The organism is Mediterraneibacter catenae, from assembly GCF_008691045.1.
GTDB lineage: Bacteria > Bacillota > Clostridia > Lachnospirales > Lachnospiraceae > Mediterraneibacter > Mediterraneibacter ornithocaccae.
In genome coordinates, this window is sequence record NZ_VMSO01000001.1 from 354,693 (window position 1) to 368,854 (window position 14,162).

Below are 14,162 nucleotides of genomic sequence, written 5' to 3' on the forward strand. Positions count from 1 at the left end.
AAGGAGTCATCCGGAAAGGAAGTATTATGAGAAAGACAAAGATCATCTGTACACTCGGACCTGCCACAGACAAGGAAGGAATCCTGGAAGCTCTCATCAGAGAGGGGATGGATGTGGCGCGGTTCAATTTTTCACATGGAACCCATGAAGAACAGAAAGTGCGTCTTGAAAAATTAAAGACGCTCCGCAAACAGTTTGACAAGCCTATAGCGGCACTCCTGGATACAAAAGGACCGGAGATCCGTATCGGATGCTTTAAAGATCATAAGATCACACTGGAAGAAGGCCAGGAGTTCATGCTTGTGAATGACGAAATTGACGGAACGAATGAACGCGTATCTATTACCTATAAAGATCTTTATAAAGATGTACAGCCGGGAGATTCTATCCTTATCGACGATGGTCTTGTGGGCATGGAAGTCGTAAATATAGTTGGAAAAGATATCGTCTGCAGAGTAAAGAACGGCGGCGATATTTCAGATCACAAGGGTGTCAATGTTCCGGGTGTGGAGCTGAAAATGCCGTTCATCAGTCCGAAGGACAGAGATGACCTTATGTTCGGCATACAGGAAGATTTTGACTTTGTAGCAGCATCATTTACAAGAACAGCAGACGATGTCAGAGAGATGAGAAAGCTGTTAAATGATAATGGCGGACAGTCCATCAATATCATTGCTAAGATCGAGAATCAGCAGGGTGTTGACAACATTGATGCGATCATCGAGGAGGCGGACGGCATCATGATTGCCAGAGGCGACATGGGGGTGGAAATTCCCCTTGAGCATGTGCCGATCATCCAGCAGCGCATCATTGAGAAAGTGTATGAGGCGGGCAAGGTCGTTATTACTGCTACGCAGATGCTTGACTCTATGATGATCCATCCGAGACCGACACGTGCTGAGACTACGGATGTTGCCAATGCGATCGCACAGGGGACGAGTGCTATCATGCTTTCCGGTGAGACAGCGGCAGGACAATATCCGGTAGAGGCGCTTAAGATGATGGTCAAGATCGCAGTTCATATGGAGCGCAACATTGACTATAATGCAATCTTCCGCAGAAGAGAGCGGAGCGAGGAACCGGATATCACCAATGCGATCTCACATGCCACATGTATGACTGCCATTGACCTGAAAGCGAATGCAATACTGGCAGTGAGCAAGACAGGTAATACGGCAAGAATGATTTCCAAGTACCGCCCGGAATGCCTGATCGCGGGATGCTCCAGTTCAGAGAAAGTATACAGGCAGCTTAATCTGTCATGGGGAATTCTTCCACTGCAGATCAGGGAAGAGTACAGTTCCGAGATCCTCTGTCTGCGTGCAATAGAAGCGGCCCAGACGCACGGGATTGTGGAAGAAGGAGACAAGATTGTGTTCACAGGCGGTATTCCGCTTGGTATCCCGGGACGGACGAACCTGATCCGCGTATGTATCGTTGGAGAATAAACGGCATATTTTTACTGCATCGATCCCGGAGCGGACATTATACAAAAGTCATTCCAATGATTGCTACAGCGCCTGCAGCATACATTAGTGTGATGACAAGACAGATCTTCATCAGAATATTTTTCACTCCTGCTGTCGTGTATGACAGCAGGGTGAAGATTCCGCTGAATACCATAAACGCGGCATAACTGTAAATGATGATTTCAGCCGCAGGCGACTCGAGTGCCCAGCTGCAGGTGCGGAGCGGCAGGATCGTCCATGGGATGAAGATCATAAGTGTACTGACTGCGGTTAATATTTTCTCTTTCATATTGATTATCTCCTTTCATTTCGCCCGAAACACAGGCAGGAAATCAGCAGACAGAACAGCGAGATACAAACGGCGACGGGAATCCACGGGATCAAATCGACCGTATTCTTTCCGATATTTTCTGCTACCTCCCCATACTCTGACATTATAAGATAGAACGGATATCCCATCGGATAGAGGAACCATCCTTTTGTATTGTTGATAAGTACGCTCGGTACGATCAGGACAAGACCGGCGCCAATGGAAAAAACAGGCGTTGATATGCAAACAGCAATCAGCCAGAACACGGTAAGCATAGGCAGGGAAGCCAGATACAGTTTCCCGGCAAAGGGAAGCACATAGGCGGGCGACAGGATAAAGATATAATCATGCAGCGTACCCGCAGCAACTGCAGCGATATAATACCCGGCAGTCATAAGCAGGATGAAGACTGCTGAGATTACCGCCAGTACGATGAACTTCGCAAGGCACATAACGGGTGTGCTGACCGGCAGGGAGAGCATCTTGAGGATGCCGTGGTTCGTCCGTTCTGTCTGTACGAGAAGGACAGTGGTGACGACCATGACCGCCGGATAGATAAACCATGCCATCCCCATGAAGCCCTGGATGAAGAAGCTGTCCTCCGGTGAGATGCCTATATCACTCATATCGAAGTTCAGATCAGCGTTCAGAACATTCGGAAGCCACAGGATGACCGTGGCGGCGATCATGATCAGCAGGATCTTCGAGCGCCTTATTTTCTTAAATTCAACTGCTGCTATCGTAAAAATATTCATGCAGACAACCTCCTGACTTTTAAGTAAATAATTTCTGCGGCACATGCGGCGGCAGCTTCGCACACAGCGGCGATACAGTAATGGATTACCCGGTCTGTCCCCATGCCCGGTAATAACTGAAACGGCAGAGCATACGGAAACAGTGACGCAATAAAAATATCTGCGGGGAGCATGGTCGCCAAAAAGATACATAATATTCCAATCCCGAGCGCGGTCCACAGATTGCGGCATGCAGATGCAATCACAAGAGCGGTCACGGCTGCAGGGAGCGTAAGGAGCATTGTAAAGCCGAGAGTCTGCAGCACTTCGACGAGTTCTTCTCTTCCGGCGTTCAGCCAGTACCCTCCGCAGAAACACAGAGAGGCAGCTTCAAAGACGAACATCAAGACAAGAAACGGCAGGAGTATACCACATTTCCCGCTGAAAAGTCCGGACTCCCGGATCGGGAGCGACTGCATCTTCTGGATTGCATTATCCGCATATTCCATGTGGTATAAGATGCACGCTCCGGCTGTAATGAGCAGAAGGTTTAACATGGAAATAATCTGCAGATTGGAGTCCGCGAGGACTGCGGCAGGTGAGCCTGCCATAGAGGTAAAAGTATCCGGGCGGGCGGCTGTATTTATGACTGGAAGTGCCGCTGCTATGATGCTTCCGGCGATAAACGCGCCCGCCAGACCCGTCCTTCGGATTTTTTTACATTCCAACCGAAAACTCATTTCACACCACCCCGCTTTATATTGTCTTCCTCGATCAGCGCCAGGAACATATCTTCCAGATTGTCGTCGGGATACCCTTCGAAAGCAGCTTTTTCCTTCAGCTCCTCGGGAGTTCCTTCAAAGAGAAGGTGTCCGTGGTTGAGGATGCCGATGTGATCTGCCATGAGTTCGATCTCCGAGAGAAGATGAGACGATACGAATACCGTGCAGTTGAATTTCTCCGGCAGGGTGCGGATCAGGGTACGGATCTCGTGGATTCCCACTGGATCAAGGCCGTTCGTCGGCTCGTCGAGGATCAGGATGGGCGGTCTCCCGAGCAGAGCTCCTGCCAGCCCGAGACGCTGCTTCATGCCCAGGGAATACTTCCGTGCGAGTCGTTTCTTGTGAGGAGTCAGATCTACAAGCTCAAGGGCATCATCCACGCTGGATCTCGGCAGTCGCAGGATGCGCCGGATGATATCCAGGTTCTCTTCTCCGGTCAGATTCCCGTAGAAAGCAGGGGCTTCGATAAAAGAACCGATCTCTCTTAAAATCTTTACGCGGTTGTGGGGGTAGCTCATTTTATCGATGACAAATGCTCCGCTGCTTGGACGGGTGAGCCCGAGGAACATCTTCATAGTCGTTGATTTTCCGGCTCCGTTAGGTCCGACAAAGCCGTAGACAGATCCTTTTGGGACATGCAGGTTCAGATTTGAGACTGCGGTGAAGTCGCCGTAGGATTTGGTCAGATTTCTTGTCTGAATAATATTCATGATATGTCTCTCCTTTTGTTTTATTGGCCGGCGGCGGGGGTTCCCGTCGCTGTATCTTTATCATAAAAGACGAACCTTACATCAATCTTCTCTCTGCCTTACATTTACCTTACATTTGCAGTGTAGAATACAAAACATGAGACTGCTGTGCTACAATATTTCTGGTAAGGATATGTGCCGCAGTCTGATAGTGGCGAAGCCCGACGGGAGAAAAGGATGACGCAGGGATGCTTTGCCGGAAAAGGAGGAAAATGTCTATGATATCAGATTATATAAAGAAGAAACAGATTCTGCTCGTGGACGATGAGCCGGAGCTGCTCGATATGGTCGTATCTATATTAAGAGAGGACGGATATGAGAATATCCGGACAGCGGGCACAGTGGAGGAAGCGCTGAAGGAGGCGGAAAAATCTGAGCCGGAGCTGGCTATCCTCGATGTAATGCTGCCGGACGGCGACGGATTTGGACTAATGGAAAAGCTGAGGGAAAAGGGTGACTATCCTGTGCTCTTTCTGACAGCCCGGGGAGAGGATGAGGATAAATTCAGAGGGTTCGGTCTGGGTGCGGACGACTATATTGTAAAGCCTTTTTTGCCGAAGGAACTGCTTTTCCGTGTTGCTGCTATCCTCAGAAGGAGCTATAAAGAGGAAGATCCGCTTGTAAAACTGAGCGGCTGCAAGATTGATCTGGAGCGTGCGGAAGTAATCAAGGAAGGAGAGAGGATTCCGCTGACTGCAAAGGAATATGAACTTTTGTCGGCTCTATACCGTAATGCCGGGCGCATTGTGACGATTGACGCTCTCTGCGAGGCAGCCTGGGGAGATAATCCGTACGGATACGAGAACTCTCTAATGGCTCACATCCGGCGCATCAGGGAGAAGATAGAGACAAATCCATCGAAGCCGGTCTCTCTGGTTACAGTCAAAGGACTGGGATATAAGCTGATCATCGCGTGATACTGCGCTTCCTGATAAGAGAGAGTACAGTCATAAAAATAAGAACGATCCAAGAAAGGAAATGACGGATTATGAAAAGCATTCCCAAACTGATCCGGAGATTTGTCCTGATCCTGCTCCTTAGTATTTTTCTCTTCCTGGTACTCAACATAGGCTTTCTGGTCTTTTATACAGTCGGACATTCTTCGAACGGAGGGCCGTGGACAACTGCGCAGGAGGCGGCGGAGGCTATGACGGCGACAGAAGAAGGATATACGCTGCCGGAGAAGATGCAGACAGAACTGGAAAGTAAAAATATATGGGCGGTCTATATAGATAACGGCACGCTGAAGGCGTTGTGGCACTCGGATAATCTGCCGGATACGGTGCCGCTCCAATATACTGCCTCGGAGATCACGTCGCTCACCCGGGGATATATCAACGACTGTCCCACATTTACCGGAACGGGAGAAGAGGGACTTATGATTCTCGGATATCCGCAGAAGAGTTTCTGGAAACATATGTATCCGAGCTGGGATTATCAGATGATCGAGAGCGCCCCAAGGACAGTGCTGCTGGTGCTGGGAGGAAATATTTTACTGGTGATGCTCATCTATCTCGGGGCAAATTCCGGGCTGCTACGTTCTGTGCGTCCGATCGTGGACGGGATCCGCAGACTTCCGGAAGGAGAACCGGTCCGCCTGAAAGAAAAAGGCATACTCTCAGAACTTGCCTTTCATCTCAATAAGGCTTCTGAAGTCCTCCAGTCGCAGAAGTATCAGCTAATGAAAAAAGACGCTGCCCGTGCCAACTGGATCGCAGGGGTGTCCCACGATATACGTACGCCTCTGTCTATGGTTATGGGCTATGCAGGACAGATTGAAAATTTGACGTACCTGCGGGAAGAGGACAGAAAGAAAGCATCTGCGATCGTCCGTCAGAGCCGCAGGATGAAGGGCTTGATCAACGACCTGAACTTGGCGTCAAAGATGGAGTACAACATGCAGCCCCTTGTCCGGGAAGATATCAATGCGGTGGCCCTTGCCCGTCAGGTGGCGGTCGACTTTATCAATATGGATGTGGAAGGGAGATATCCCATCGAGTGGGAAACAGAAGATGCACTTACAGTCTGTCGTATATATGCAGATAAGGAGCTTATGAAGAGGGCAATTTCAAATCTGATCCAGAACAGCATGAACCATAATGAAGACGGATGTACAATCTATGTATCAGTGGCTGCAGGAGGATACTGTGTGATCTCGGTGGAGGACGACGGAACAGGCGCCTCCGACGAGCAGATCGAAAAGCTGAATCATGCCCCGCATTATATGGTGTGTGATACGAATACTACAGAACAGCGTCATGGACTGGGGCTGCTGATCGTAAAGCAGATCGCAGAGTCACATGGCGGGTGTGTGGAGATCGGCAGGGGAGGCCATGGAGGTTTTGGAGTGAAGATCGTGCTACCGGTGAAAGATTGATAAAAATTGGAATATGGAAAGGGAGTTATGTGTTATGGAAAATCTGATATTCAGCCTGAACGCCACAGTACCTATCTTTCTTTTGATGATACTGGGATTCCTGCTGAAAAAGCTGGGAGTGATCGACGATGTATTTGCATCGAAAATGAATAAATTCGTATTTCTCATACCTCTGCCGGTCCTGCTGTTTGAGGATCTTTCGACGGTGGATTTCGCGCAGGTGTGGAACATGAAGTTTGTATTATTCTGCTTTGTGGTCACACTGGTATGTATCATACTGGCGGCTCTGGTATCTTTCCTGTGGCATGATAAGAGCATACAGGGAGAGTTTATCCAGGCATCTTATCGGAGCAGCGCGGCGCTCCTCGGGATTGCTTTTATCCAGAATATTTACGGGAATGCGGGGATGGCTCCGCTGATGATCATTGGCAGCGTGCCGCTCTATAATATCATGGCGGTCGTCGTCCTCTCTTTCTTTAAACCAGATAGAAAAAAACTGGATAAAGAAGTGTGGAAGACAACGCTGAAAGGAATCGTTACGAATCCGATCATCCTTGGTATCGCAGCGGGGCTTCTCTGGTCAGCACTCAGGCTCCCCATGCCGTCTATCCTGGAGAAAACGGTATCAGACATCGGAGCAGTCGCAACTCCGCTGGGACTGATGGCGATGGGAGCAAGCTTTGACATAAAGAAGGCATTCGGGAAAGTGAAGCCTGCAGCTGCAGCTTCCGTGATGAAGCTTGTGCTGTTCGCAGCCCTGTTCCTGCCGCTTGCCGTGTGGATGGGGTTCCGCCGGGAAGAACTGGTGGCGATCCTTGTCATGCTCAGCTCGGCCACTACGGTGAGCTGCTATGTGATGGCACGGAATATGGGGCACGAGGGCGTGCTGACCTCCAGCGTAGTCATGCTGACAACATTGTTCAGCGCATTCACAATGACGGGATGGCTGTACATATTAAGGAGTATGGGGATGGTGTAAAATTTTCCTTTTTTTCCTGTATTTCCCTGTCCTTTTTCCCCCTTGGAATGTTGACAATTATCTGTACGGATTAGTATACTCTTGCAGTGAAATTATTCGGGCGCCTGAAGATAATTTCAAAATATAACTAATACAGGAGATCAGTATGAAGAGAAAATTTTTAGCTGTAGTTATAACCGCGGCTATGGTGGCCGGGGCTCCGGGGCTTGTTCTTGCGGCACCTGCGGCGGAGGATACATCAGAGATACAGACAGTGCAGCAGACTGAGGATATACAGGAATTAGATACGGAGGGATTAGTCGAAACTGAAGAGGTGCCCGAGACGCCCGAAGCAGATAGACAGGAAGAAACACCTGCAATGCAGGAAGCTGGAGAGATAAGTGGGACACAGGAAGTTCAGTCCCCGGACGCAGAGAGAAATACGGCAGTGGAAACAGCCGGCGTATCAGCCAGCGCTGATGTGATCGATACAGAGCAGGAGCTCGCAGATGCGATCGCTCAGGGAGGAGAGATCAATCTGACGGGGCAGCGTATAGAGCTTACCAGCCCTCTTTACGTAAATAATGACGTAGTGATCAAAGGCGGAACACTTGTGGGAACAGACAGTGTAACAGGAAATCTTGTTACGCTGATGGGAAATAAAGTTACACTGGAAGGTGTGATGATCCGGACATCAGCAGGAAATAAGTCGGCGCTCCATGTATATGGAACTGATCTGACAGTAAACGACCTGACGATTGACCACAGCAGTGCGGCAGGCGGAGCGCCGGTCATTATCAATAACGGAGCAGAGGCGGTCTTCAACGGCGCTGTCAAACTGACACTGGGAAGCAGTTCGTGGTACGGAATCAATGTAGACAATGCAAAGGCTGATTTTTCAGGCGCGGCATTAAATGTGACACCGGTGACAGATACTCAGTCGGTAATCTGCAGTGAGGGCGATGACGCATCTGTGACCGGAGCCGGATTTACGGTAGTTGTTACAGAAAAAGACGGGGGTGCCAATCACCGTCAGACAGCCTACGTAGCAGATTCCAATCTGGCTCAGTTCGTCAAAGCGAAAACTGAAGCAGGAGCTGACATATCACTTATCGAATTAAACAAGGATGTGACTTTGACAGCTCCGCTGTATTTAAGAGAAGCAACGACTATGAGAAGCAGTGCTTCAGGAAATTACACGATCAATGGATCCGGTGCGATCGGAGCAGACAATGTTGTGACAATAATGGCCGATGGCGTAGTGCTCGAAGGACTGGGGATCAAAACAGCGTCAGCAAATAAATCCGCACTTCACGTATACAGAGTATCTGCCACCCTTAAAGATATCACGCTCGATAATCGGGAGACCGCAGGAGGAGCGGGAATGATCGTCAACGGTGGAACAGTTACTGTAGAGGGGAAATTAAATCTCCTTCTTGGTGAGAATTCCTGGGGAGGAATTAATGTTGATACGAAAAATGGCGCGGCAGGCGTCACATTTGCGGACGGCTCCGCAGTAAATATGTCGGGCAGTGATCAGAATGTCATCTATATAGATAAAGACAATGATACAGATCTGGTGACTATCACAGGAGCGGAAGAAGCGGGACTTGCACAGGATGCTGACGGCAATTATATCATTGAGGGACAGGAAGAAGATACGGATCCTTCACCGGAGCAGCCGGGAGACGGAGAAGATGAGCAGAAGCCTGAAGGAGGTCCGGCTGATGGCAGCCAGAACGATGATGATACACCGGCAAAAGGGGATGAGTTATCAGACGGCGGCTCATCTGTAAGCGGACAAGCAGACGATAAGAAAAATGCGGAGAAAAACATGAAAAAAGCTCCTCAGACCGGAGATAACAGTACCGGTTTGTACATTGCGCTGGCGGCGCTTCTCGGATCGGGAACTGCAGCAGGATCAGTCCTTAAAAAGAGACGTGAACTGATGAAATAGTATATAGAAATATTGACGGCGTATCCGACCGCTTTTGGGCAGTCAGATACGCCTTTTTAAATCCAGTTAAATTTTATTTGAGGCTTGAAATAAATTCCCATGCCTCAGGATCGAATTCTCTGTCTTTATAATAATATTTTTTATCCTCATCTGTGATCTGTCTGATCACTCTGCATGGATTCCCTGCCGCAACGACCCAGTCAGGGATATCTTTCGTTACTACGCTTCCGGCACCGATGACTGTGTTGCTCCCGATATGGACTCCTGGCATAATAACGGTGTTTCCTCCGATCCAGACATTGTCACCGATGGTCACGCTGATGCCGTACTCGTAAAGGGAGTTGCGGGAGACCGGATGAATAGGGTGCCCGGCAGTGTAGACCGCTACGTTTGGCGCCATCTGGCAGTTGTCACCAATCTTTACTTTTGCAACGTCTATGATCGTACAGTTATAGTTTGCAAAGAAGTTTTTCCCGACTTCGATGTGGGAGCCGTAATCACAGTAGAACGGCGGATTGATAAATGCTCCGTCAGACTTTCCGAGCAGTTCTTTGACAATCTTACCGATCTCGTCAAAATCAGAACGGTCGACGGTGTTCAGGCGCTGCAGGATCTTACGGCAGACTTTCTGTTCTTCCATTACGGAATCATCGGAAATATAAGCCATTTCTTTGTCTCTTCTCTCAATATTATCCATTTTTTCTCCTTTTTTGGATATGGGGACGTAGTAAAAACGGGTTTTACTACGTCCCCATATCCGTTTTCGGTTATTTTAATATGCGACAGTTTTTCTCAAGATCATAATCTTTATGAACTCCGTCATCATCGTAGAGCATGTATTCTGCCCCTTCATAACCGATCAGCCGGATTGTATCTGTATCGATTTCATCCACGCATTCCGCCGCATCTGCCACGGGGATGCATTTTCCGGCGCGGATGAACAGCGGTACTTCGTTGAGCGCGATATCCACATAGTGGATGCCTTTTCCAAGGATCTCTTCAGAGATACTTCCATCAGGCAGAAATTTGACGAATTTCATTTCTTCCGGCAGGTATACATATCTGCCTTTCCCATTCTGCTCGTAGACCGGTGCGATCATAATCTCATTGCCGAGCATGAGCTGATCTTCGATGCGGGACGCCATTTTGTCCTCCGGATAGACGAAGGCGAGCGGTTTGAAATACATATCGTCGTTCAGTGCAGCTTTCATGTACTCGCTGTACAGATAGGGCAGAAGGCGGTATCTGACGCCGACTACATGGCGAAAATCTTCCATGTCCTCAAACTGATAACATTCCTGCTCCCTTGTACCGAGAGCTGAGTGATTTCTCATGAGCGGTGTGAATACGCCCAGCGCCAGGAAACGGAGCAGAAGGTCTCTTGTAGTGTCGGACCCGAATCCGCCCAGATCAGCTCCCGTATAGAGAAATCCGCACATATTGAGTGATGGCATCATCTTCAGGTTGAGCAGGATATGTGACCACCAGGAGCGGTTGTCACCTGTCCATACGCCGCCGTAGCGATGCATTCCGACATAGGAGGAACGGGAGAACATCAGGAAACGTCTGTCTGGATTGATGCGCTCAAACGCTTCGCCTGCGGCTCTTGTCATATTAAATCCATACAGATTGTGGACCTTGTCGTGACGGATTTTCCTGCCGTTTACATTATGATAAAATCTCTTATAATCATCCTGGCTGTTTGCGAGACTTGTAAGTTTGCCGCCGAGCTGCCAGACGCCGATATCATCCCCGCCTTCGGACTTCTTTTCACTGCCGTCCCAATTGCAGCTTCCGGTCTCGGCAAACTTGCGTGCCATCTCTTTTGCTTCTTCAAGACCTTCTTTCGAGTAGAAGATCGCAGGCTCGTTCATATCGTTCCAGAATCCTTCGATACCCTGGTCCGTGAGGAAACGATATTTATCTCCGAACCATTTCCGCGCCTCAGGATTCAGTACATCTGGGAAATGTGTGTCACCCGGCCATACTGCCGCTACGAAGTCGCTTCCGTCTTCCCTCTGGCAGAAGTAGCGGTTCTGTACACCTTCTTCGTATACATCATAGCCGTCCTCTATTTTTACGCCTGCGTCGATAATCGGAACAAGACGGATATGCTGATCTTTCATCTCCTGTACGAATCCGGAAAAATCCCGGAAATCATCATTTACAGTAAAATCCTTGTAGGAATCCATATAATCGATATCCATATAGATCATATCCAGCGGAATGTGATTCTCACGGTAGCCCTGGGCAACCTTTTTAAAATCTTCTTTTGTCTTATATCCCCAGCGGCTCTGGCCGAAGCCGAAGGCGAATTTCGGCGGGATATAGCTGTGCCCGATAATCTTACGGAACTGCTTAACGATCCCGTAAGGGGTATCACCATCGATAACGTACAGTGCAAGATTGGCATCCTCGCAGGAAACTCTCAGGGTATCCATACGCGTATAGCCGATATCAAATGTCAGCTTTGAAGGATAATCGAAGAACAGTCCGAAACTTTTCTTACCGGAGATGATAATGAAGTTATATGCACCGTAGAGAGAGAACTTGTCCTCTGTGTGGTTTGGATCGTCCGAGCAATTGCTGATATAGCAGTACCCGCGCTTGTTGATGCCGCGGTTGGATTCACCCAGACCGTATACGATATCCTCCTCGTCCATGATATAAGTAAAAGAAAAACCATCCTGTGTATCAATGACGCCGTATGCAGGGGCACCGTCAGATGCAGAGATGCCGTACACTACTGCCTCTGTCTCAAAAGGTGTTCCATAGGTATATTTTCGGATCATGATATTTCCTCCTTTGATTTTATCCGGTTGGATCATTCTGATTGTATTATAATGCCTTGCCCGAGAGAAAACTTGCAGTATTCTGCAAAGTTATGACACAAAACTGGCTTTTATATACAGGCCGTCAGCGCGCTTGACATCTTCCGGGTGATTCTGCACAATAGAAACATAAGAAAGCCTGCAAATATGTAATTTTAAGATTATTGAGGAAAATGCTTATGAAACAGCTATATACCCGATGGGGAAGAGAACTTGATCCACAGAATGTCCTTCCGGAGTATCCGCGTCCTCTGCTCAGAAGGAGCAGTTATACGAATCTGAATGGATACTGGGACTACGCATTCACAAGAGAATTCAAAATACCGGAGAAATACGACGGACAGATCCTTGTCCCATTCTCGCCGGAGGCTGTGCTCTCCGGTGTATCCAGGCAGCTGATGCCGGATGAGTATCTCTGGTATCGGCGTATCTTTATTATCGAAGGATGGAACGGCAGAAAGAGCGGCAGACGTCTGATCCTGCATTTCGGGGCAGTGGATCAGGCCTGTGCCGTATATGTAAACGGGCAGCGGGCAGCGCGGCATACAGGGGGATATCTCCCTTTTGAAGCAGATATTACACAGCTGGTCAGGGATGGAGAAAATGAGCTGATCGTCGCCGTGAAAGATCTCAGTGATACTTCCTGCCATGCCAGAGGGAAGCAGCGGCTGGAGCGGGGCGGTATGTTTTACACTGCGCAGAGCGGAATCTGGCAGACGGTGTGGATGGAGGAAGTACCGGAAACTTATATACAGACGATCGAGTCTGTAACTGATCCGGATGCAGGAACTGTCCGTATCCGAGTGACGGCGGCGGAGAATAATAAATATGAAGGGACAGAAGTGAAGACTTCCGGACATCAGGAAGGAGACAGAGCTTCAGGTCTGCCGGTACAGGTACAGATTCACAGACCGGGGCTGTATACGGATTCATGTGAATACTCCGGGGCTGAAGAAATACTCTGCAGAGCCATTGGCTCCGCAGGTGAATGGATCGAGATTGCGATTCCGGATATTATGCTCTGGACATGTGAGACACCTTATCTCTATTTTTATACTGTGACACTGGGAGAAGACCAGGCTGAGAGCTACTTTGCCATGCGCAGATTTTCTGTCGAAAAGGATGAAAAAGGGATTCCGCGCATCTGCATGAACGGAGAAGTACAGTTTCAGAACGGAGTCCTGGATCAGGGCTACTGGCCGGACGGGCTGTACACAGCGCCATCGGATGAGGCAATGATCTTTGATATAACAGAGATGAAGAGATGTGGATTCAATATGGTGCGAAAGCATATCAAGATCGAACCTCAGAGGTGGTACTGGCACTGTGACCGGCTTGGAATCGTAGTATGGCAGGATATGGTCAACGGAGGTGAAGCCTACCGATACTGGTTTGTGACATATCTGGCAACAGTGATGTCATGGCGGAATATAAAGATAAAGGACAGTCATCCGTGGCTGCTTGCGAGGAGGGAGAGGACCGGAAGGACAGAATTTGTGCGTGAGATGAAAGAGACGATCCGTCTTCTGAAAGGACACCCCAGTATCTGTACATGGGTGATATTTAATGAGGGATGGGGACAGTTTCAGACAAAAGAGCTCACCCGTATTGCAAGAGAGGCAGATCCGGACCGGCTGATCGACCCGGCAAGCGGATGGTTTGATCAGGGAGGCGGAGACCTGCAGAGTGTACATAACTACTTTTTCAGATTAAAGGTGCGGCCGGAGAAAGAGCGTGCGGCAGTGTTATCGGAGATCGGAGGGCATACATACCGGGAGCCGGATCACAGTGCATGCGAGGAACTGTACGGTTATGGCGCGTGCAGGGATAAGGAAGCCCTCGGAAGGGCGTACCGGGAACTGACGAAGAAAGTCAAAAAACTTATCCCTCAGGGGCTGTGCGCCAGTGTGTATACCCAGTGGACGGATATCGAAGAAGAAATTAACGGAGTATATACATGGGACAGGGAAGTCAGAAAAATACTCTGATGCGCTT

The 14,162-nt window shown here is 48.9% G+C and carries 12 protein-coding genes; 6 read left to right on the forward strand and 6 right to left on the reverse strand.

The window, feature by feature from the left end:
• Window positions 1-26 precede the first annotated feature (26 nt).
• Entirely contained in the window at window positions 27-1,448 is a 1,422-nt protein-coding gene (pyk, locus tag FNY66_RS01590; RefSeq protein ID WP_150310090.1) for a pyruvate kinase, read from the forward strand.
• Between the two features lie 37 nt (window positions 1,449-1,485).
• Here the strand turns inward: pyk and FNY66_RS01595 are convergent, their stop codons facing one another.
• The 4 genes from FNY66_RS01595 to FNY66_RS01610 are packed head-to-tail and all read right to left on the reverse strand — an operon-like array spanning window position 1,486 to window position 4,005.
• Entirely contained in the window at window positions 1,486-1,758 is a 273-nt protein-coding gene (locus FNY66_RS01595) for a hypothetical protein (RefSeq protein ID WP_087150245.1), read from the reverse strand.
• 5 nt (window positions 1,759-1,763) lie between these two features.
• Window positions 1,764-2,534, reverse strand: coding sequence for an ABC transporter permease (locus FNY66_RS01600; protein ID WP_087150246.1), 771 nt, complete (start codon window positions 2,532-2,534; stop codon window positions 1,764-1,766).
• On the reverse strand, window positions 2,531-3,253 hold the full coding sequence (locus tag FNY66_RS01605) for an ABC transporter permease (protein ID WP_087150247.1): 723 nt from the start codon (window positions 3,251-3,253) through the stop codon (window positions 2,531-2,533). Before FNY66_RS01605 ends, FNY66_RS01600 begins: the two co-directional genes overlap by 4 nt.
• Window positions 3,250-4,005, reverse strand: a complete 756-nt coding sequence (locus FNY66_RS01610) for an ABC transporter ATP-binding protein (protein WP_087150248.1) — start codon at window positions 4,003-4,005, stop codon at window positions 3,250-3,252. The genes FNY66_RS01605 and FNY66_RS01610 overlap by 4 nt, the downstream gene beginning before the upstream one ends.
• Before the next feature lie 257 nt (window positions 4,006-4,262).
• Here FNY66_RS01610 and FNY66_RS01615 point away from each other — a divergent pair, with 257 nt between their 5' ends.
• The 4 genes from FNY66_RS01615 to FNY66_RS01630 all read left to right on the forward strand — a co-directional run bounded on the left by FNY66_RS01615 (window position 4,263) and on the right by FNY66_RS01630 (window position 9,336).
• Window positions 4,263-4,961, forward strand: a complete 699-nt coding sequence (locus FNY66_RS01615) for a response regulator transcription factor (protein ID WP_150310091.1) — start codon at window positions 4,263-4,265, stop codon at window positions 4,959-4,961.
• A gap of 71 nt (window positions 4,962-5,032) precedes the next feature.
• Window positions 5,033-6,421 carry a sensor histidine kinase gene (locus FNY66_RS01620; RefSeq protein ID WP_150310092.1) on the forward strand — a complete coding sequence of 463 codons (1,389 nt, stop codon included), beginning with the start codon at window positions 5,033-5,035 and terminating at the stop codon, window positions 6,419-6,421.
• Between the two features lie 34 nt (window positions 6,422-6,455).
• Complete coding sequence (locus FNY66_RS01625; RefSeq protein WP_150310093.1) at window positions 6,456-7,400, forward strand: AEC family transporter; 945 nt, start codon at window positions 6,456-6,458, stop codon at window positions 7,398-7,400.
• Window positions 7,401-7,545: 145 nt separating this feature from the next.
• The gene (locus FNY66_RS01630; protein WP_150310094.1) at window positions 7,546-9,336 is read left to right on the forward strand and encodes an LPXTG cell wall anchor domain-containing protein; all 1,791 of its coding nucleotides are present in this window, start codon (window positions 7,546-7,548) and stop codon (window positions 9,334-9,336) included.
• A 73-nt stretch (window positions 9,337-9,409) separates the two neighbouring features.
• Here the strand turns inward: FNY66_RS01630 and FNY66_RS01635 are convergent, their stop codons facing one another.
• Both FNY66_RS01635 and FNY66_RS01640 read right to left on the reverse strand, forming a co-directional pair.
• Entirely contained in the window at window positions 9,410-10,033 is a 624-nt protein-coding gene (locus FNY66_RS01635) for a sugar O-acetyltransferase (RefSeq protein ID WP_087150253.1), read from the reverse strand.
• Between the two features lie 70 nt (window positions 10,034-10,103).
• On the reverse strand, window positions 10,104-12,128 hold the full coding sequence (locus tag FNY66_RS01640) for a glycoside hydrolase family 31 protein (RefSeq protein WP_150310095.1): 2,025 nt from the start codon (window positions 12,126-12,128) through the stop codon (window positions 10,104-10,106).
• A 218-nt stretch (window positions 12,129-12,346) separates the two neighbouring features.
• Between FNY66_RS01640 and FNY66_RS01645 the strand changes: the two genes are divergently transcribed.
• A complete protein-coding gene (locus tag FNY66_RS01645) occupies window positions 12,347-14,155 on the forward strand; it encodes a glycoside hydrolase family 2 protein (RefSeq protein WP_150310096.1) in 1,809 nt (602 codons plus the stop codon).
• Window positions 14,156-14,162: the final 7 nt, after the last annotated feature.

Coding starts and splice junctions, on each gene's coding strand:
- pyk (WP_150310090.1), top strand. CDS start 27: ATGAGAAAGACAAAGATCATCTGTACACTCGGACCTGCCACAGACAAG.
- FNY66_RS01595 (WP_087150245.1), bottom strand. CDS start 1,758: ATGAAAGAGAAAATATTAACCGCAGTCAGTACACTTATGATCTTCATC.
- FNY66_RS01600 (WP_087150246.1), bottom strand. CDS start 2,534: ATGAATATTTTTACGATAGCAGCAGTTGAATTTAAGAAAATAAGGCGC.
- FNY66_RS01605 (WP_087150247.1), bottom strand. CDS start 3,253: ATGAGTTTTCGGTTGGAATGTAAAAAAATCCGAAGGACGGGTCTGGCG.
- FNY66_RS01610 (WP_087150248.1), bottom strand. CDS start 4,005: ATGAATATTATTCAGACAAGAAATCTGACCAAATCCTACGGCGACTTC.
- FNY66_RS01615 (WP_150310091.1), top strand. CDS start 4,263: ATGATATCAGATTATATAAAGAAGAAACAGATTCTGCTCGTGGACGAT.
- FNY66_RS01620 (WP_150310092.1), top strand. CDS start 5,033: ATGAAAAGCATTCCCAAACTGATCCGGAGATTTGTCCTGATCCTGCTC.
- FNY66_RS01625 (WP_150310093.1), top strand. CDS start 6,456: ATGGAAAATCTGATATTCAGCCTGAACGCCACAGTACCTATCTTTCTT.
- FNY66_RS01630 (WP_150310094.1), top strand. CDS start 7,546: ATGAAGAGAAAATTTTTAGCTGTAGTTATAACCGCGGCTATGGTGGCC.
- FNY66_RS01635 (WP_087150253.1), bottom strand. CDS start 10,033: ATGGATAATATTGAGAGAAGAGACAAAGAAATGGCTTATATTTCCGAT.
- FNY66_RS01640 (WP_150310095.1), bottom strand. CDS start 12,128: ATGATCCGAAAATATACCTATGGAACACCTTTTGAGACAGAGGCAGTA.
- FNY66_RS01645 (WP_150310096.1), top strand. CDS start 12,347: ATGAAACAGCTATATACCCGATGGGGAAGAGAACTTGATCCACAGAAT.